Origin of the sequence: Pseudomonas nabeulensis (genome assembly GCF_004682045.1) — a bacterium.
In the GTDB taxonomy this organism is placed as follows: Bacteria; Pseudomonadota; Gammaproteobacteria; order Pseudomonadales; family Pseudomonadaceae; genus Aquipseudomonas; species Aquipseudomonas nabeulensis.
On sequence record NZ_QUZT01000001.1, the window covers coordinates 19,691 to 36,686 of the forward strand.

Consider the following 16,996-nt stretch of genomic DNA (forward strand, 5'->3'; position numbering starts at 1 on the left):
TCATAACTCCTTGTTTATAACGGCAGAAAGGTTCAACGGTTGTGCAAGCACGCAACTGTACCGATGCTCGTGCAGGAAATGGGTCGGCGGCAACACCACGGAACACAGGGTTTGCGCATGCCGGCAGCGCGGGTGAAAGGCGCAGCCTGTAGGCAAATTCAACGGGCTGGGGGGTTCACCCGGCAAAGGCTCTGTAGGCAATGGACGATGAGGATCGATCTCGGGGATCGCCTCAATCAATGCGGCGGTGTAGGGATGACGCGGCGCGGTAAACACCGCTTCCACCGGCCCTTCCTCGACAATCTTGCCCAGGTACATTACTGCCACGCGGTCGCACAGGCGGCGCACGATGGCCAGGTCATGGGCGATAAACAGGATCGCCAGGTTCATGCGCTGTTGCAGCTCCAGCAACAGATTGATGATTTGCCCCTGGATCGACACATCCAGCGCCGCCACGCATTCGTCAGCGATGATCAACCGTGGCTCAACCGCCAACGCACGGGCGATGCCAACGCGCTGGCACTGGCCGCCACTGAGGGAGCCGGGTTTGCGGCTGGCGAGTTCGGGGCGCAGCCCCACCAGGTCGAGCAACTCGTTGACGCGCGCCGGGATCTGCTGCGCCGTGACCTTGCGCTGTACCCGCAACACTTCGGCCAGGGTTTCGCCGATGGTATGGCGCGGGTTCAGCGCTGCGTAGGGGTCCTGGAAGATCATCGCGGTTTCATGCCGCAGCCGGGCAATGTCGATGGCACTGCCATGGGCCATGTCGATGCCATCGAACAGCACCTGGCCAGCACTGATGGGGTTGAGGTGCAAAATCGCCCGGCCCAGGGTGCTCTTGCCGCTGCCGGACTCCCCCACCAGCCCAAGGGTTTCGCCCGCCGCCAGGTTCAGCGACACACCATTCACCGCCCTCACCCATTGCTTGTTCAACCCGAACAGGCCGGTGCCGGACGCCGCAAATTTCACCTCCAGATTTTTAATCTGCAACAGGCTCATGGGTGCGCTCCCAAGGGGTAGTGACAGGCAACCCGCGCACCTTCCGGCAACTGTTCAGTGCACAGGGCGCCGACTTGCGGACAGCGCGGATTGAAGCGACAGCCAGCGGGCAATGCATCCAGCAACGGCGGCTGGCCAGGAATGGTACGCAGCAAGGCGTGGCCGCTGCTGTGGGCCGGTTGACAGTCGATCAGCCCGGCGGTGTATGGGTGCCGGGGATGGGCCAGCAGGTCGTACTTGCTGCCGTGTTCGCACAGGCGCCCGGCGTACATCACCGCAATGGAATCGCAGGTCTGCGCCACCACGCCGAGGTCGTGGGTGATCATGATGAGCGACAGGCCACGCTGATCCCGCAGGTCCAGCAGCAGGCGCAGGATTTGCGCCTGCACGGTGACGTCGAGCGCAGTGGTCGGCTCATCGGCGATCAGCACTTTAGGGTTACAGCCCAACGCGACGGCAATCATTGCGCGCTGGCGCATACCACCGGAGAACTCATGGGGGTAGTTATCGATACGCGCCTTGGGGTCGGGGATGCCCACTTGGCGCAAGACGTCGATGGCCTGCTGGCGTGCGTCTTTTTTCGACGCGCCCTGATGCAGGCGGATGCCCTCGGCGATCTGCTCGCCAATGCGCATTAGCGGGTCGAGGTGGCTGCTGGGATTTTGGAAGATCATACCCAGTTGCCCACCCCTGACGGCGCGCATCCCGGCATCATCCAGTTGCAATAAATCCTGACCGGCCAGGCGCACCGCGCCACCTTGCACCCGCAGATTGGGCGATGGCAGCAGGCGCATCAGGCCGCGACAGGCCATGGTTTTGCCTGAGCCGCTCTCCCCCACCAGGCCGAGGATCTCGCCTTCGGCCAGATCGAACGACACGCGCTCCACCAGGGTCACATCGCGCCCCGCGTTATTGGCGATCACGCTCAGGTCCCGCACCTGTAACAGACTCATGAGCGATCCCCCAGCACTTGCGCCACGCCATCGGCAAGCAGGCTGAAGCCCATGGCCAGGGTCACAATGGCCAGCCCCGGAAAGGTACAGATCCACCACGCCGTGGTGATGAAGGCCTGACCTTCGGCCACCATCGTGCCCCACTCGGCGGTGGGCGGTTGCACGCCCAGGCCCAGGTAGCTCACGGCGGCGCCATTGAGCAGCACCAACACCGCGTCGGACATGGAAAACACAATGGAGCCAAACATCGCATTCGGCAGCAAATGCCGAAACAGAATGCGCCCGTGACCAAAGCCCAGGCTCTTGGCCGCCAGGGCAAAGTCACTTTCCTTGAGCACCAGGATCTGTGAGCGGATCAACCGCGCATACGACACCCAGCCCACCAGCGCCATGGCGATGTAAAAACTCTTCAAGCCCGGGCCGAGGATGGCCATGATCGCCAGCATCAACACCAGGAACGGGAACGCCAGGATCACGTCGATCACGCGCATGCAGAAACTGTCGAAACGCCCGCCGATATAACCGGACACCGCGCCGATAAAGGTGCCGATCATAAACGGGAAGATCACGCCGATGATCGCCAGTTGCAGGTCGATGCGCGCGCCCCAGATCACCCGCGAAAGAATGTCGCGACCATAATTATCCGTGCCAAATGGATGGGCCAGGCTGGGACCGAGCAGACTGATATCGGTGTTCTGCGCAATCGGGTCATAAGGCGCGACCCACGGTGCAAACAGCGCGAGTGCGAACCACGCCAGCAGAATCAACAACCCCCATGCAGCAGTCAGGCGGCCATTGCGAAAACCAAAGCGCAAGCGCAAACGCCATGGGGCGATCAAGGGGCGGCTGGTCATTGCATCTTCACCCGCGGGTCGAGGGCCACTGTGACCACATCGGCGATAAAGTTCACCACCACCGTGGCACAGGCCAGCACCATGGCGACGCCCTGCACCACCATGTAATCGCGGGTGAAGATGCCGCGCACCAGCAATTGGCCGATGCCGGGGATAGCGAACAGGCTTTCGATCACCACCGTGCCGCTGATCAGCCAGCCAATATTCACCGCCAACAGGTTGACCGCAGGCACCAGAGAATTAGGCAGTACATGACGTCGGAACACTTGCGCCTCGGACAATCCACGCGCACGCGCAGCGGTGACGTGGTCCGCCTGCAACTCCATCAACATACTGGCCCGCAGGTTGCGTACCAGCACCGCCGACAGCGCGAGAGCGATGGTCAGGCACGGCAGCACCATGTGGTGAGCCTTGTCCAGCCAGGTGCGACCGTAGCCAGACACGGGGAACAGGCCCCATTGCACGCTCAACAACAAGATCAACATCAAGCCCAGCCAGAACGCCGGCATGCCCAGGCCGACGGTGGTGAACACGCGGATCAGGTTATCTGCCCAACCGCCCTTGTTGCGCGCGGCGACGGTTGCCAGCGGCACCGCGATCAACAGTGCCAGCACGACGCTGCCGAGTACCAGTACCAGCGTCGGCTCGATGCGGGTGACGATCAGTTTCAGCGCATCGACCTTGTACAGCAGGGATTGACCAAGATCGCCCTTGAGCAGGTTCTTCAGGAAATAGAAATATTGCTGCCACAACGGCTGGTCGAGGCCGTACTGGGCGCGGATTTTCAGCAAGGCGTCGGGCGTGCTGCGTGAACCCAGCAGCGCGCGCGCCGGATCGCCGGGAATCGAGCGCACCAGCACAAAGGTGATCAGGCTGATGCCAAACAGCACCGGCAGCAATTGCAGCGGCCGGGACAGTACAAAGCGGTAGCGCGCCAGATTCATCCGTCAGCCTCGGTGACGCGCAAGAAAGTCCAACAGGACCGGGAAATACGCCTGGGGTTCTTCGTAGAACGGCATATGGCTGCTGTTGGGGAACACATGCAATTCGGCGTGCCTGGCGGCCATCTTCATGCGCATGGCGCAGGCCGGGGTGAGTTCGTCGTGCTGGCCGGTGGTGATCAGGATCGGCATGTTGAACGCGGCCATCTCCGGGATGCGATTCCAGTCCTTGAGGTTACCGACGTAGAGAAATTCGTTGGGGCCTTGCATGGTTTCGTAAGGGCCCATGTTCCAGTCGCCAAGGGAGCGCTGGACCGGCGCTGGCCACTCGTCGAGGCGGCACACGTGGCGGTAGTTGAGCAAGGTGATCGCGGCCTGGTACTGCGGGTGGTCCAGGGTGCCCATGGCTTCGTGGCGCTGCATCATGGCCACCGTTTCGCTGCCGAGGGCGCCGCGCAGGCGTTCGAGTTCTTGAGACAGGTGCGGGATGTCGCCGACGGTGTTTTCGAGGATCAGGCTTTTCAGGGCATCGGGGTAATGGATGGCGTATTCGATACCGAGCCAGCCGCCCCAGGAGTGCCCGAGCAAATGCACGCGTCCGAGGCCCAGGGCCTGGCGCACGGTTTCGACTTCTTCGACATATCGGCGGATTTCCCACAGGGAAACGTCGGTGGGTCTGGCTGATGCACCCGTGCCAAGCTGGTCGAATGCAACCACTCGCAGGTTATGCTCTTTGAGCCAGCCATGGGCGTCGCGCAAGTAGTCACACGGCAGGCCCGGCCCGCCGTTGAGGCACAACAGCACCTCATCGCCTTCGCCAAAGCTGTAGACCACGAGGTTATAGCCGTCGACTTGCACGTTGTACTGCTGGTCGGGGGCAATTTCACGCCACATGCATACATTCCTTGTGTTGTATCGGCCTGGCAGGTAGCGGCCGTTTATCGGGCCAACACTACCGAGGATGCCGTGCGTCCATAACCTAGTAGTTCTTATAGGTTTGGCCTGGCAGTCCTTCGCCGGGGCGTGGCATTCTACTTGCAGCAAGTCGAGATTCAAATGAATTCGGGAGCAGAACGGATGCTGGCCAAGCTAACTGCCTTCAATCACCGTCTGATGCCGGGCAGGAGCCTGGATGAGCAGATGGACAATACCTTTATCCTCGCCCAACAGTTGGGCTTCGATGCCTTGGTGTACGACTACACCCCCGTGCCGATGGACCAGGATGGTGCACTTATCACCCCCTCGGTGCTGGCACTGCGCAATACCCCGCCCGGCTGGCACACCTTGTGGTGCAGCGAAGGGTTCTACCAGATTGATCCGGTGCAGCATCTGGCCTTGAGCACGGTATCGCCGTTCGTGTGGTCCTACGACGTCAAGGCCGATACGCCACTGCAAAAGATCATCGATCCCTGCCACGCCCCGGTTTCGTCTTACCTCCACGACCAACAACTGACCTGTGGGGTCAGCGTCCCCATCCATCTACCCCGAGGCGGCTTTGCTTCGTTGACCGGCCTGCGCACTGGCAAGGCCCGAACCGTACTACAGGATGCACAGCAGACCTTGTCGGATTTCAGCCTGATTTCCCATGCCTTGCAGGAAGCGGCCTACCCGCTGTTCAGCAAAGAGCTGCGTACCTACCCCCATATCCACCTGACCAAACGGGAACGCGAATGCCTCAAATGGGCCGCCGAAGGCCTGACTGCCGCCGAAATTGCCGCGCAACTGAGCCGTTCACTGGCCGTGGTCACGCTGCATCTGGCCTCGGCGATGCACAAACTAGGGGCCAAGAACCGCGTACAAGCGGTAGTGCGCGCCACCCATTACCGCCTGCTGGAAGACTGAGCCGTCAGCAAAACCTAGCTGTTTTGCTAGTTACTTAAACGGCCTGCGCAGACTATCGTGTCCCTGATCCTTTTTTTTCAGAGCAGGGTACGAAATGGAATTCATCGAAAAAATCCGCGAAGGGTATGCGGCGTTCGGCGCCTACCAAACCTGGTACCGCGTCACCGGTGACCTGGCCAGCGGCCGCACACCGCTGGTGATCATCCACGGTGGCCCCGGCTGCACCCACGACTATGTCGACGCGTTCAAGGATGTCGCCGCCAGCGGCCATGCGGTGATCCACTACGATCAACTGGGCAATGGCCGTTCGACCCACTTACCCGACAAAGACCCGTCGTTCTGGACCGTCGGCCTGTTCCTCGAAGAACTGAACAACCTGCTGGACCACCTGCAAATCAGCGAAAACTACGCGATCCTCGGCCAATCCTGGGGCGGCATGCTCGGCAGCGAACACGCGATCCTGCAACCCAAGGGCCTGCGCGCCTTTATCCCGGCCAACTCACCGACCTGCATGCGCACCTGGGTCAGCGAAGCCAATCGCCTGCGCAAATTGTTGCCCGAAGGTGTGCATGAAACCTTGCTCAAGCACGAAGCGGCGGGCACCTACCAAGACCCGGAATACCTCGCTGCATCGCGGGTGTTCTACGACCAGCACGTCTGCCGGGTCAACCCATGGCCGGAGGAAGTGGCACGCACCTTTGCCCAGGTCGACTCGGATCCCACCGTTTACCACGCCATGAGCGGCCCCACCGAATTCCATGTGATCGGCAGCTTGAAGGACTGGAAGTCCATTGGCCGCCTGTCGGCAATCAACGTGCCGACCCTGGTGATTTCCGGTCGCCATGACGAGGCCACGCCCTTGGTGGTCAAGCCGTTCCTGGATGAGATCGCCGATGTGCGCTGGGCGCTGTTTGAAGACTCCAGCCACATGCCCCACGTGGAAGAACGCCAGGCGTGTATGGGGACTGTGGTGAAGTTTTTGGATGAGGTGTGTGCGGTGCCGAACCCAATTCTTAAGGCCAGCTGAAATCAAATGTGGGAGGGGGCTTGCCCCCGATTGCAGTGTGTCAGATGAATGATAGGCAACAGGCACACCGCTATCGGGGGCAAGCCCCCTCCCACACTCAGACCTGCGAAGTTTCAGGTTTTGCGGCCTTCTTCGAAACTTCGGCCACCACCGGAATCTCCCTGCCCTCGGCATCAAACAATTTGCCGCCCTTGAAATAATCCCCATCACGCAGTTCCGAAACATCGCTGAAGCACAAACTGCGTTCAGTGCCTGCCACAAACACCGACTGCTGGTCCGAGTTACCGGCGGTGAAGTGGTTGAACGCCAGGTTCAGCAGGATCGCCATGATCGCGGATGAACTGATGCCCGAGTGGAAAATGGTCGCGAACCAGCTCGGGAAGTGATCATAAAAGTTCGGCGCAGCAATGGGGATCATGCCAAAACCGATGGAAGTAGCGACGATGATCAAATTCATATTGTTGCGATAATCCACTTTGGAAAGCGTGCGAATACCGCTGGCCGCCACGGTGCCGAACAGCACGATCCCTGCCCCGCCGAGCACTGAGGTCGGCACCGCCGCGATGACCCGCCCCATAAACGGCAGCAGCCCAAGAATCACCAAAAACATCCCGCCCGTAGCCACGACAAAACGACTTTTCACCCCGGTAACCGCCACCAGGCCAACGTTCTGGGCGAAGGCGCTTTGGGTAAACGAGCCGAAGATCGGCGCCAACATGCTCGACAGCATATCGGCGCGCAAGCCATTGCCCAGGCGCTTGGAGTCAACCTTGGTGTCGATGATCTCACCCACCGCCAGGATGTCCGCCGAGGTTTCCACCAGGGTCACCATCACCACGATGCACATGGAAATGATCGCCGCCACATGGAAGGTTGGCATGCCGAAATGGAATGGCGTAGGAAAACCAAACATCGGCCCCTGAGTGACATTGGAGAAATCGGCCATGCCGAGGAACACCGCGATCACGGTGCCGATCACCATCGCCAACAGGATTGACAGACGCGAGATGGTCGCGCTGCCAATCTTGCTCAACAGCAGCACCAACACCAGGGTCAACGCGGCCAGGCCGATATTCGGCATGCTGCCGAAATCCGCTGCGCGGCTATTGCCGCCCATGGCCCAGCGCGCGGCGACCGGCATCAGGGTCAAACCAATGGTGGTGATCACGATACCGGTCACCAAGGGCGGGAAAAACTTGGTAATCCGCGAAAACACCGGCGTGATCAATAGCCCGATCAACGACGCGGCCATCACCGCCCCGAGAATCACCGGCACCCCGCCGGCGCCGTCGCCGCCGACAATCGCCACCATGGTTGCCACACCGGCAAACGACACGCCCTGCACCAGCGGCAACTGACAGCCAAAGAACGGTAGGCCAAGGGTTTGCAACAGCGTGGCCAGGCCGCCGGCAAACAACGACGCGGCAATCAACAGGCCAATATCCGCCGGCGACAACCCGGCCGCCTGGCCAATGATCAGGGGCACGGCAACGATACCGCCGTACATGGTGAGCACATGCTGCAGGCCGTAAGCCATGTTGGCGGCGACGCCGAGATTTTCATCTTCCGGCCGCTGCGGTGACGCCTTCGGGATAGTCATGGTGAGGGGATCTCTGTTTTTGTTGTGCATTCACTGTATGCAAAGGAAACAAGAGATGTCCATAGAGTTGTATACAATCAATTCGACAATGAAGCCTTTTCATTCGCCACAAAAAACCATTCAGCCGCCCTGCCCTATGGCTTGAAGTCGTGTGTCAAAGGACCTGAAAAAAATGCTCAACCGCAAATTGCGAATTCACGCCCCGGCGATCTACTACTTCGACATGGTGCGGCGCTGCCACTCGATCCGCGAAGCGGCCCGGCGGCTGAACGTGGCGTCGTCGGCCGTGAACCGACAAATCCTCAAACTCGAAGAGGAGATGGGCGCCGCCCTGTTCGAGCGGCTACCCGGCGGGCTGCGGGTGACGGCTGCTGGGGAGATCCTCACCCGCCACGTCACCCTGCTGTTGCAAGATGTGGAGCGAATGCGCGGCGAACTGGACGGTTTGCACGGCGTGCAGACTGGCCACGTGGAAATTGCCACGGTGGAAGGCGCCGCCGTCGAACTGCTGCCCGCCGCCCTCAAGCGCATGCGCGAGCGCTATCCGCAGGTGACGATTGGCGTCACCGTGCAAGGCTCGCAGTCGATTCCCCGCGCCGTGATCAATGGCCAGGCGGATTTGGGACTGGCATTTGCCCTACCGCGAAATAGCGAAATCACGCAGCTGTGTGTCGGACATTTTCGCCTGGGCGCACTGATGACGCCGGCCCACCCGTTGGCGGCTGAAAACCAGGTCAGCTACGGGCAATGTTGTGAGCATGGGGTGATCCAGGCCAAGAGCGAGTTGTCGGTACACCACCTGATCGCCCCGCTGCACAAGCGCGCAGCGGCGCACAAGCCGCTGCTGCACAGCAACTCCATGGAACTGGCGCGGCAGTTGGCGCGCCAGCAATTGGGCATCGCGTTTCAGACGCGCATCGGCATCGAGGCCGACCTGGCGCGAGGCGAACTGTTGCATATCCCCTTGAGTGACCAGGGCGGCATCTTCAGCGACCTTGGCGTGTATGCCCGCAAGGAGCGTGACTTGCCGGTGGCAGTACAAGCCCTGACGCATTTGCTCGGCGAAGAAATTGCGTTGCGCGAGCGTGAAGAAACGCCCTGGACACCGCGCATTTCCTGACACTCACTGCTGCCGTTTCGGCATCGGCCCAGGCGAGATTCTGTTCTTTGGTGTGCACCAGCCTTGTGCTGATACTGCGCCCGACGGCCCCTGCAAGGCCGTCATGAGCCAAACGCCAAAGGAACTAAAACAATGAAAAAGGCACTGCACGGCGCAACCGTATTGCTCACTCTCCTCGGCGGCGGGGAGGCTGTCGCGGTGGAATGGATGAACAACAGCGTAGGATTTCGCTACGGCCAACACTTCACCAATCCGAATAACCCCGACGATTTCAGCAAGCGCATCTACAGCTTCACCCACGCCAGCGGCTACCAGTACGGCAGCAACTACCTGAACCTCGACGTGTTCCTTTCCGACAGCCGCGACCCACGCAAAGGCACCGACCACGGTGGCAGCGAGGTGTATGCGGTGTATCGGCACCAGTTGTACGCGTCGCGCGTGTTTGATATGCCGTTGGGGACCGGGGTGATCAAGGATTACGCGCTGACCCTGGGCTTTGATGCCAACCGCAACAACAACTTCGCCTCCGCCAAAAAACGCGCACTGGTGATTGGCCCGACCTTGAAATTCAACACCGTCGGCGTGCTCGACCTGAGCCTGATGTACTACAAGGAAAAGAACCACACCGGCATCCCTGGCGCGCAGGAGTCGAACCACACCTTTGACGATACCTACATGCTCAACCTGACGTGGATGCGCCCGTTCGAAATCGCCAACCACAGCGCAAAATTCCAGGGGTTCATCAATTACGTCGGGGAAAAAGGCGAGGACTACCATGGCCGTGATACAGCGCCGGAAGCGTTGATGCGCACGGCGTTGATGGTGGCAGTGCGACCAGGCAAAAGCGTGAAGCCGAACCTGTACCTCGGAGTGGGTTACGAATACTGGCATAACAAATTCGGCGTGGACGGCGGCCGGGGTAGCCGCACGTCGACGCCGACGGTGAATATGGAAATCACCTTTTAGGGCATCGCACCTGCAACTGAAGAAACCGAATCAAACTGTGGGAGCAAGCCCCCTCCCACAGTTTGAAATGCATTGTCACTTCAGATCAGATACCAATTCCGAGCGATCTGCCTTCGGCCGCGCTAGCCAGTACCCCAACACCGCCAACGGCGCCGTGGCCAACATCACGATCACAGTAATCAGCAGCGGCTGCTCAATCAGCGACGACACCAACAAGCTGCTTAAAAAGCACAGGCCCAGTTGCAGGGTGTTTTGCAGTGCCGCCGCCTTGCCGGAATTTTCCGCAAACGGCATCAGTGCATTCGCTACAACGATGGGGTAGCTCGCACCATTGACCAGCGCCATCAGGCAAAACGGAATCAACAAGGTGGTCAGGGTCGGCACGGTCAACGTGGCCACCAGGTACAACGCCACCATGCTGATGCAGTAGGCCAACAACAACCACGGCAGCAGCGTCTTGCCCTGGAAATGTTGCAGGGCGCTGCGGCAACTGTAGCCGCCGACCAAAAACGCCAGCGTCGGAAGCACATAGCTCAGGCCGATGTCATTCGGGCTGTAGCCCATATCACCCAGGATGAACGGAGAGGCTGTCAGCCAGGCGAAGAAACTGGCCGAGCACGCGGCAAAGATCATCACGTTGCCGGTGAACACGCGAGAGGTCAGCAACTGGCCATAGCCCAGGCGTGTGGTTTCTCCTTCGACCGCCGGACGTTTCGGCACGGTGCGCAAGAATAATGTCGGCAGCAGCAACAATAGCGACACCCCCAACAACACCCCGAAGATCGCCTGCCAGCCAAAGTGGTTGAGCACCATCGCCCCCAGCAACGGCGCCAACGCAGGTGACAACGACATCAACGGCATGATGCTGGCGAACACGCGGTGCGCCTTGTCCGCCGGGTAGCGATCAATCACCAGCGCCTGCCAGCTCACGGCGGCGGAACACACGCCTATCGCCTGTATAAAGCGCAGTGCCAGCAACTGCGGCGCGGTCTCGACCCAGAACATCCCGGCACATCCCAACACGAACAGGCTCAATCCCGCGAGCAGGATCGGCTTGCGTCCCAGCCGGTCGGATAACGGCCCCCACACCAGCTGGCCCACAGCAAAACCGGCCAGGAAGATGCTCAAGCTGGCGCCCACTGCGCCCGCACCTATCTGCAACTGTTCGCCCATGGCGCCGAACGCGGGCAAGTACATGTCCATGGCGAGGTAACCGAGCATGCTCAGCCCCGCCAAATACCCGGTAAAACCAAAAGAATTTTTCATCGAAACCTTGTAGATCCTGCCATCAAACTATTTGCTGACTGGCGGCCATTATGAAGCTGACATTTTTTGTGTGAAGCGATAATAATTGAACACTCCAATCAATAATTTTGAAGGCAGCTTCCATGTGGTCTGAATACTCCCTGGATGTAGTCGATGCGGTGGCGCGCCATGGCAGTTTCAGCGCCGCCGCGCAGGAATTGCACCGCGTGCCGTCGGCCATCAGCTATACGGTGCGTCAGATCGAGGAATGGTTGGCAGTGCCGCTGTTCGTAAGGCGCCATCGCGACGTCGAACTCACCCCTGCCGGCCGTCTCTTTATAGAGGAGGCCCGCAGCGTAATGAAGAAAATGCTCGGCACCCGACGCCTGTGCCAGCAAGTGGCTAATGGCTGGAGTGGCCAGTTGAAAGTGGCGGTGGACTCCATCGTCAAACCCCAGCGCTGTCGGCAATTGGTCATGGATTTCTATCGGCAGTTTCCCGAGGTGGAGTTGCTGTTGGAGTACGAGGTGTACAACGGTGTGTGGGATGCGTTGGCGGATGAGCGCACGGACATTGTGATCGGCGCCACCAGCGCAGTGCCGGTGGCCAGCCGCTTTACGTTCCGAGACATGGGTTTGCTGAACTGGCTATGCGTGGTCAGCGCGAAGCATCCATTGACGGCCGTGGACGGTTTGCTCAGCGATGATCAATTGCGCCCCTTTGCCTCGCTGTGCATGACCGACACATCGCGCAACTTGCCCAAACGCGACACCTGGACCCTGGATAACCAACGGCGGCTGGTAGTACCCAATTGGCCGTCAGCCATCGATTGCCTGCGCGAGGGCCTGTGCGTCGGCATGGCGCCGGCGCATCAGGTGTTGCCATGGATCGAGCGCGGGGAGTTGGTGGCACTGCAATTGAGCCGACCGTTTCCGGCCAGCCCATCATGTGTGGCCTGGGCCCAGGACAAGTTGTCACCGGCGATGGCGTGGTTGCTGGATTATTTAGGCGATAAAGAGACGCTGAACCAGGAATGGCTGAATGGGCCTGATTCCTGAAATGAATGGAGATCCCTTGTGGGAGCATTTCAATCCAGCAGGCGGGTGATGGCCCGCACGATCATCTCGACTTCCTTGGCATCCAGCGTCAGCGGCGGCAACAAACGAATGATCTTGCCCCGCGTCACGTTGATCAATAGCCCATGCTCACGTGCTGCGCGCTCGGCCAGGTCGCGGTAGGGGCTGGCCAACTCGATACCGATCATCAGGCCCTGCCCACGAATGGCCAGTACCTGTGGGTGATCCGCCAGTTCGACCCGCAACCGCGCCAGCAAACGTTCGCCCTGCTGCGCTGCGTTCTGTAGCAAGCCTTGCTCTTCGATGATCTCCAGCACCGTGCAACCGACCCGACAGGCCAGCGGATTACCGCCGAACGTGCTGCCGTGGCTGCCTGGCGTAAACAGCTCGGCTACAGCCGAGCGGGCCAGGCAGGCGCCGATGGGGACGCCGTTGCCGAGGCCTTTGGCCAACGTCATGACATCCGGCACGATGCCAGCGTGCTGGAAGGCAAACCAGGCGCCGGTGCGGCCAATGCCTGTCTGGATTTCATCGAGCATCAGCAGCCAGCCGTGGCGGGTGCAATGGTCGCGCAGGGCTTGCAGATATCCCGGCGGCGCCGGTAGTACGCCGCTTTCGCCCTGGATGGGCTCCAGCAAGACAGCGGTGATGCGCGCTCCAAACGTATTGGTGATGGTTTCCAGGGCGGCGATATCGCCAAAGCGAACCTTGAGAAAATCCCCCGGCAACCGTTGAAAGCCCAGGCGCACCGAAGGCCCGTCACTGGCCGCCATGGTGCCCAGCGTGCGGCCGTGAAAAGCATTCTCCATCACCACGATCAACGGCTCCTCGATGCCCTTTTTCCAGCCGTGCAACCGTGCCAGTTTCAGCGCCGTCTCGTTGGCTTCGGCACCGGAGTTATTAAAGAAGGCACGGTCGAGGCCCGAGAGGTGGGCCAGTCGCTGAGCCAACCGCTGCTGCCAGTCAATGCTGTAGAGGTTGGAGGTGTGGAGCAACAACCCCGCTTGCTCACTGATGGCGCTCACCAACCTGGGGTGAGAATGGCCTACGTTGGTCACCGCGACACCGGCCACCGCATCCAGGTATTCGCGGCCTTGTTGGTCCCACAGGCGCGTGCCCAGGCCACGGGTAAAACTCAGGGCCAAGGATTGGTAAGTGGACATCAGGCAGGCGGCGGTCATGGTGGCGGGCTCCGTTCAATCAGGGTGATAGCGCCAGTATCGTTAGCCACCCTGACTGGATAAACTGCACTTTTCTGCAATGACTTTAAACCAGGGATTGATAATGGATTTGTTCCAGGCGATGTCGGTGTACGTGAAGGTGGTGGAGACAGGCAGCATGACTGCCGCCGCCCAGGCTTGCGGGATGTCGACCACCATGGTCGGCAATCATCTGCGCGCCCTGGAGCAACGGCTGGGCGTCAGCCTGCTCAAGCGCACCACGCGCAAACAAAGCCTCACGGAGTTTGGCGGCCAGTATTACCAGCGCTGCCTGGAAGTGCTGGGTTTGGTGGCCGACTCAGAACAGCTCGCCGAACAGGCCCACAGCGATATTCCCCGGGGCACCCTGCGCATCACTGCCCCGCCAGCATTTGGAACCGAACGCCTGGCACCCGCCTTGAGCGAGTTCTCCCAGCGTTATCCGCTGATCAAACTGTACGTGGTACTCAGCAACCAGCGCATGGACATGGTCGACAGCGGCTTCGACGTGGCGATCCGCCTGGGCGAATTGGAGCCCTCCAGCCTGATCGCCCGCCCCATGCAGGACTACACGATCACCCTCTGTGCCGCTCCGGATTACCTGGCACGGCGCGGCACGCCGCGAACACCCGATGACCTGCAGCAACATGACTGCCTGGCCTTCGCCTACCCCTCCACCGACGATTGGCGTAACGCCGACAAGCTGTGGCGCATGACCGGCGCAGAAGGTGAAGTGGAAATCCCGGTGTCCGGCTCATTGACCATCAACAGCTCCCAAGCCCTGCGCCAGGCGGCCGTGCAAGGCATGGGCATCGTGATGTTGCCCGATGCCCTGGTGCAGCCCGACCTGCAGAGCGGAAAACTGGTGGCGTTGCTGACCGCCTATCAACTGCCTAGCCGACCCATGCACCTGCTATACGGCCAGGACCGTTATCGCCTGCCCAAACTGCGAGCGTTCGTCGATTTCGCCATGGAAAAGTGGGCGCGCTAGAAGCCCACGCCCAGTGCACGCAACTGCGCGGTGGTGCGTTCGGCGGACACGTGGTGAATCCCTTGCCAGCCCAGCGCTACCGCGGCCTCGATATTGCCGGCCACATCATCAATGAACACCACCTCAGCCGGCTGGATATCCGGCAGGTGGGCGCGAACCTGACCGAGGCTGGCGTTATAGATCGCCGCATCCGGCTTGATCAGCTTCAACTCGCCGGACACCACGATATCCCGGAAACACTGTAGGAACGGGTAGTTGGCACGGGCATAGGGAAAGGTCTCCGCCGACCAGTTGGTGAGCCCGAACAGCGGCATATTGGCGTCATGCAATGCGCGCAGGATCGCCACGCCGTCCGGCAACGGGCCGCGCAGCATCTCGTGCCAGCGATCGTAGTAAGCCTGGATCAAGGCTTCATGGTGGGGATATTGCTCGATGAGGCTGAGCGTGCCTTCGGCCAGGGAGCGACCGGCGTCTTGCTCGGTGTTCCAGGCCTGGGTGCAGATGTTGTCGAGGAACCACTGCCGCTCATGGTCGTCGGCAATCAGCTTGCGGTACAGATGTTGCGGGCTCCAGTCGAACAGGACACCGCCGAAATCAAAAACTACTGCACGAATCGTCATCAGATCCTCCGTTAGCGTGAGTGATAGCGGATGGAGTCTGGCAGATTTGAAAGGCGGGAAATATGCGCTAGAGCGTAAGAAGATTCCGAGAATACACACATTCAATGTGGGAGGGGGCTTGCCCCCGATAGCAGTGGATCAGTGACAGATATGTTGCCTGACACTCCGCTATCGGGGGCAAGCCCCCTCCCACATTTAGTTTCGACCGCGCGTCTTAGGCTTGGATCAAGCCATTGATCTTCACGGTCGGGTTCACGTCTGCTTCGTAGTCCACGCCGTCGACTTCAAAGCCGAACAAGCGCAGAAACTCAGCCTTGTAGCCGGCAAAATCGCTGATCTCGTTGACGTTCTCGTCGGTCACCTGATTCCACAACGCAGCCACGGCGTCCTGAACCTTAGGCTCAAGCTCAGCCAGGTCGGCACGCAGGCGGCCGTCGGCGTCGAGTTTCGGCTCGCTGCCGTACAGGCTGTCCTTGAACAGGCCGTAGACCTGCTCGATGCAGCCTTCATGGGTGCCCTGCTCTTTCATCACTTTGAACAGCAGCGACAGGTACAGCGGCATGATCGGGATTGCCGAGCTGGCCTGGGTGACTACGGCCTTGAGCACCGACACACGGGCGTCGCCCTTCAGCGCAGCGAGGTTGTCGCGCAGGGTCAGGACTTTCTTGTCCAGGTCTTTCTTGGCTTCGCCGATGGAGCCGTTCCAGTAGATGTCCTGGGTCAGCTTCTCACCGAGGTAGGTGAACGCGGTGGTCTTGGCGCCTTCGGCCAGCACATCGGCGTCACGCAGGGCGTCGATCCACAGCTGCCAGTCTTCGCCGCCCATCACTTTGACGGTGCCGTCGATTTCTTCCTGGGTCGCCGGCTCGAGGGTGGTGTCGACCACAACGCCCTTGTCGGTGTTGATACCGCGCAGGGTCACGGCCTTGCCGATCGGCTTGAGCGTGGAGTTGTGCACGACGCCTTGCGGGTCGGTACGGCGTGGTGCGGCCAGGCTGTAGACCACCAGGTCGATCTTGCCGAGGTCTTTCTTGATGGTTTCAATGGTCAGGCGCTTGATCTCGTCAGAGAACGCGTCACCGTTGATGCTCTTGGCGTACAGGCCTTTCTCGACGGCAAACTTCTCGAACGCGGCGCTGTTGTACCAGCCGGCCGAGCTCAATTTGCCTTCTTCGCCTTCTTTCTCAAAAAACACGCCCAGGGTGTCGGCGCCGCAGCCAAACGCGGCACTGATGCGCGCGGCCAGACCGTAGCCGGTGGAAGCGCCGAGGACCAGCACCTTCTTGGGGCCACCTTCGATGGCGCCGTGCTGGGTGACGTAGTCGATCTGCTCTTTGACGTTCGCTTCACAGCCAACAGGGTGAGCGGTCACACAGATAAAGCCACGAACCCGCGGTTTGATGATCATAAAATTTCTGCCTCTTCCAAGGGGTCGACGGCCAGTGGTGGCCATTCAACTTCAATCGTACCGGTCTATGACGTCCGAAAAACCGAAGCGTCACGATAGTCGCAAATGTTCTGTTTACAAAATCCAATCAACAAAACGCTGAACGGGTTAAAAAC

General features: G+C 60.3%; 16 protein-coding genes. 6 read left to right on the top strand and 10 right to left on the bottom strand.

Annotated features, from left to right (window positions below; translation table 11 throughout):
• Genes DYL61_RS00090 through DYL61_RS00110 form a run of 5 tightly spaced genes read right to left on the bottom strand, consistent with a single transcriptional unit; the run spans position 1 to position 4,641 of the window.
• The gene (locus DYL61_RS00090; protein ID WP_135306693.1) at positions 1-999 is read right to left on the bottom strand and encodes an ABC transporter ATP-binding protein; all 999 of its coding nucleotides are present in this window, start codon (positions 997-999) and stop codon (positions 1-3) included.
• On the bottom strand, positions 996-1,952 hold the full coding sequence (locus DYL61_RS00095; protein WP_135306694.1) for an ABC transporter ATP-binding protein: 957 nt from the start codon (positions 1,950-1,952) through the stop codon (positions 996-998). The genes DYL61_RS00090 and DYL61_RS00095 overlap by 4 nt, the downstream gene beginning before the upstream one ends.
• Positions 1,949-2,806 (bottom strand): ABC transporter permease, encoded by an 858-nt coding sequence (locus DYL61_RS00100; protein ID WP_135306695.1) that lies wholly within the window; start codon positions 2,804-2,806, stop codon positions 1,949-1,951. Before DYL61_RS00100 ends, DYL61_RS00095 begins: the two co-directional genes overlap by 4 nt.
• Positions 2,803-3,750, bottom strand: coding sequence for an ABC transporter permease (locus tag DYL61_RS00105; protein WP_105696677.1), 948 nt, complete (start codon positions 3,748-3,750; stop codon positions 2,803-2,805). Before DYL61_RS00105 ends, DYL61_RS00100 begins: the two co-directional genes overlap by 4 nt.
• 3 nt (positions 3,751-3,753) lie before the next feature.
• Positions 3,754-4,641 (bottom strand): proline iminopeptidase-family hydrolase, encoded by an 888-nt coding sequence (locus DYL61_RS00110; RefSeq protein ID WP_105696678.1) that lies wholly within the window; start codon positions 4,639-4,641, stop codon positions 3,754-3,756.
• A 183-nt stretch (positions 4,642-4,824) separates the two neighbouring features.
• On the opposite strand from DYL61_RS00110, the gene DYL61_RS00115 reads away from it, so the two are divergent.
• Both DYL61_RS00115 and DYL61_RS00120 read left to right on the top strand, forming a co-directional pair.
• The gene (locus DYL61_RS00115; protein WP_135306696.1) at positions 4,825-5,589 is read left to right on the top strand and encodes a LuxR family transcriptional regulator; all 765 of its coding nucleotides are present in this window, start codon (positions 4,825-4,827) and stop codon (positions 5,587-5,589) included.
• A 94-nt stretch (positions 5,590-5,683) separates the two neighbouring features.
• A complete protein-coding gene (locus DYL61_RS00120; RefSeq protein WP_135306697.1) occupies positions 5,684-6,616 on the top strand; it encodes a proline iminopeptidase-family hydrolase in 933 nt (310 codons plus the stop codon).
• Positions 6,617-6,713: 97 nt separating this feature from the next.
• Here the strand turns inward: DYL61_RS00120 and DYL61_RS00125 are convergent, their stop codons facing one another.
• Positions 6,714-8,216 (bottom strand): nucleobase:cation symporter-2 family protein, encoded by a 1,503-nt coding sequence (locus DYL61_RS00125; RefSeq protein WP_135306698.1) that lies wholly within the window; start codon positions 8,214-8,216, stop codon positions 6,714-6,716.
• A 172-nt stretch (positions 8,217-8,388) separates the two neighbouring features.
• On the opposite strand from DYL61_RS00125, the gene DYL61_RS00130 reads away from it, so the two are divergent.
• Together DYL61_RS00130 and DYL61_RS00135 are read left to right on the top strand one after the other, a co-directional pair.
• Entirely contained in the window at positions 8,389-9,336 is a 948-nt protein-coding gene (locus DYL61_RS00130) for a LysR family transcriptional regulator (protein WP_135306699.1), read from the top strand.
• Between the two features lie 132 nt (positions 9,337-9,468).
• Complete coding sequence (locus DYL61_RS00135) at positions 9,469-10,302, top strand: nucleoside-binding protein (protein ID WP_135306700.1); 834 nt, start codon at positions 9,469-9,471, stop codon at positions 10,300-10,302.
• Positions 10,303-10,377: 75 nt separating this feature from the next.
• Here the strand turns inward: DYL61_RS00135 and punC are convergent, their stop codons facing one another.
• On the bottom strand, positions 10,378-11,568 hold the full coding sequence (gene punC / locus DYL61_RS00140) for a purine nucleoside transporter PunC (RefSeq protein ID WP_135306701.1): 1,191 nt from the start codon (positions 11,566-11,568) through the stop codon (positions 10,378-10,380).
• Positions 11,569-11,690: 122 nt separating this feature from the next.
• On the opposite strand from punC, the gene punR reads away from it, so the two are divergent.
• Entirely contained in the window at positions 11,691-12,605 is a 915-nt protein-coding gene (gene punR / locus DYL61_RS00145) for a DNA-binding transcriptional activator PunR (RefSeq protein WP_135306702.1), read from the top strand.
• A gap of 29 nt (positions 12,606-12,634) precedes the next feature.
• Here the strand turns inward: punR and DYL61_RS00150 are convergent, their stop codons facing one another.
• Positions 12,635-13,804: an aspartate aminotransferase family protein gene (locus DYL61_RS00150; RefSeq protein ID WP_135306703.1), complete on the bottom strand. Its 1,170-nt coding sequence runs from the start codon at positions 13,802-13,804 to the stop codon at positions 12,635-12,637.
• Positions 13,805-13,907: 103 nt separating this feature from the next.
• On the opposite strand from DYL61_RS00150, the gene DYL61_RS00155 reads away from it, so the two are divergent.
• Positions 13,908-14,813 carry a LysR family transcriptional regulator gene (locus DYL61_RS00155; RefSeq protein WP_135306704.1) on the top strand — a complete coding sequence of 302 codons (906 nt, stop codon included), beginning with the start codon at positions 13,908-13,910 and terminating at the stop codon, positions 14,811-14,813.
• Here DYL61_RS00155 and DYL61_RS00160 read toward each other — a convergent pair.
• Together DYL61_RS00160 and fabV are read right to left on the bottom strand one after the other, a co-directional pair.
• The gene (locus DYL61_RS00160; RefSeq protein WP_135306705.1) at positions 14,810-15,433 is read right to left on the bottom strand and encodes an HAD family hydrolase; all 624 of its coding nucleotides are present in this window, start codon (positions 15,431-15,433) and stop codon (positions 14,810-14,812) included. The genes DYL61_RS00155 and DYL61_RS00160 overlap by 4 nt on opposite strands.
• 214 nt (positions 15,434-15,647) lie before the next feature.
• Entirely contained in the window at positions 15,648-16,841 is a 1,194-nt protein-coding gene (gene fabV / locus DYL61_RS00165; protein ID WP_135306706.1) for an enoyl-ACP reductase FabV, read from the bottom strand.
• Between the last annotated feature and the right edge of the window lie 155 nt (positions 16,842-16,996).

Excerpts from the sequence above, each read along its gene's own strand:
- DYL61_RS00090 (WP_135306693.1), bottom strand. The coding sequence starts at position 999 with ATGAGCCTGTTGCAGATTAAAAATCTGGAGGTGAAATTTGCGGCGTCC.
- DYL61_RS00095 (WP_135306694.1), bottom strand. The coding sequence starts at position 1,952 with ATGAGTCTGTTACAGGTGCGGGACCTGAGCGTGATCGCCAATAACGCG.
- DYL61_RS00100 (WP_135306695.1), bottom strand. The coding sequence starts at position 2,806 with ATGACCAGCCGCCCCTTGATCGCCCCATGGCGTTTGCGCTTGCGCTTT.
- DYL61_RS00105 (WP_105696677.1), bottom strand. The coding sequence starts at position 3,750 with ATGAATCTGGCGCGCTACCGCTTTGTACTGTCCCGGCCGCTGCAATTG.
- DYL61_RS00110 (WP_105696678.1), bottom strand. The coding sequence starts at position 4,641 with ATGTGGCGTGAAATTGCCCCCGACCAGCAGTACAACGTGCAAGTCGAC.
- DYL61_RS00115 (WP_135306696.1), top strand. The coding sequence starts at position 4,825 with ATGCTGGCCAAGCTAACTGCCTTCAATCACCGTCTGATGCCGGGCAGG.
- DYL61_RS00120 (WP_135306697.1), top strand. The coding sequence starts at position 5,684 with ATGGAATTCATCGAAAAAATCCGCGAAGGGTATGCGGCGTTCGGCGCC.
- DYL61_RS00125 (WP_135306698.1), bottom strand. The coding sequence starts at position 8,216 with ATGACTATCCCGAAGGCGTCACCGCAGCGGCCGGAAGATGAAAATCTC.
- DYL61_RS00130 (WP_135306699.1), top strand. The coding sequence starts at position 8,389 with ATGCTCAACCGCAAATTGCGAATTCACGCCCCGGCGATCTACTACTTC.
- DYL61_RS00135 (WP_135306700.1), top strand. The coding sequence starts at position 9,469 with ATGAAAAAGGCACTGCACGGCGCAACCGTATTGCTCACTCTCCTCGGC.
- punC (WP_135306701.1), bottom strand. The coding sequence starts at position 11,568 with ATGAAAAATTCTTTTGGTTTTACCGGGTATTTGGCGGGGCTGAGCATG.
- punR (WP_135306702.1), top strand. The coding sequence starts at position 11,691 with ATGTGGTCTGAATACTCCCTGGATGTAGTCGATGCGGTGGCGCGCCAT.
- DYL61_RS00150 (WP_135306703.1), bottom strand. The coding sequence starts at position 13,804 with ATGACCGCCGCCTGCCTGATGTCCACTTACCAATCCTTGGCCCTGAGT.
- DYL61_RS00155 (WP_135306704.1), top strand. The coding sequence starts at position 13,908 with ATGGATTTGTTCCAGGCGATGTCGGTGTACGTGAAGGTGGTGGAGACA.
- DYL61_RS00160 (WP_135306705.1), bottom strand. The coding sequence starts at position 15,433 with ATGACGATTCGTGCAGTAGTTTTTGATTTCGGCGGTGTCCTGTTCGAC.
- fabV (WP_135306706.1), bottom strand. The coding sequence starts at position 16,841 with ATGATCATCAAACCGCGGGTTCGTGGCTTTATCTGTGTGACCGCTCAC.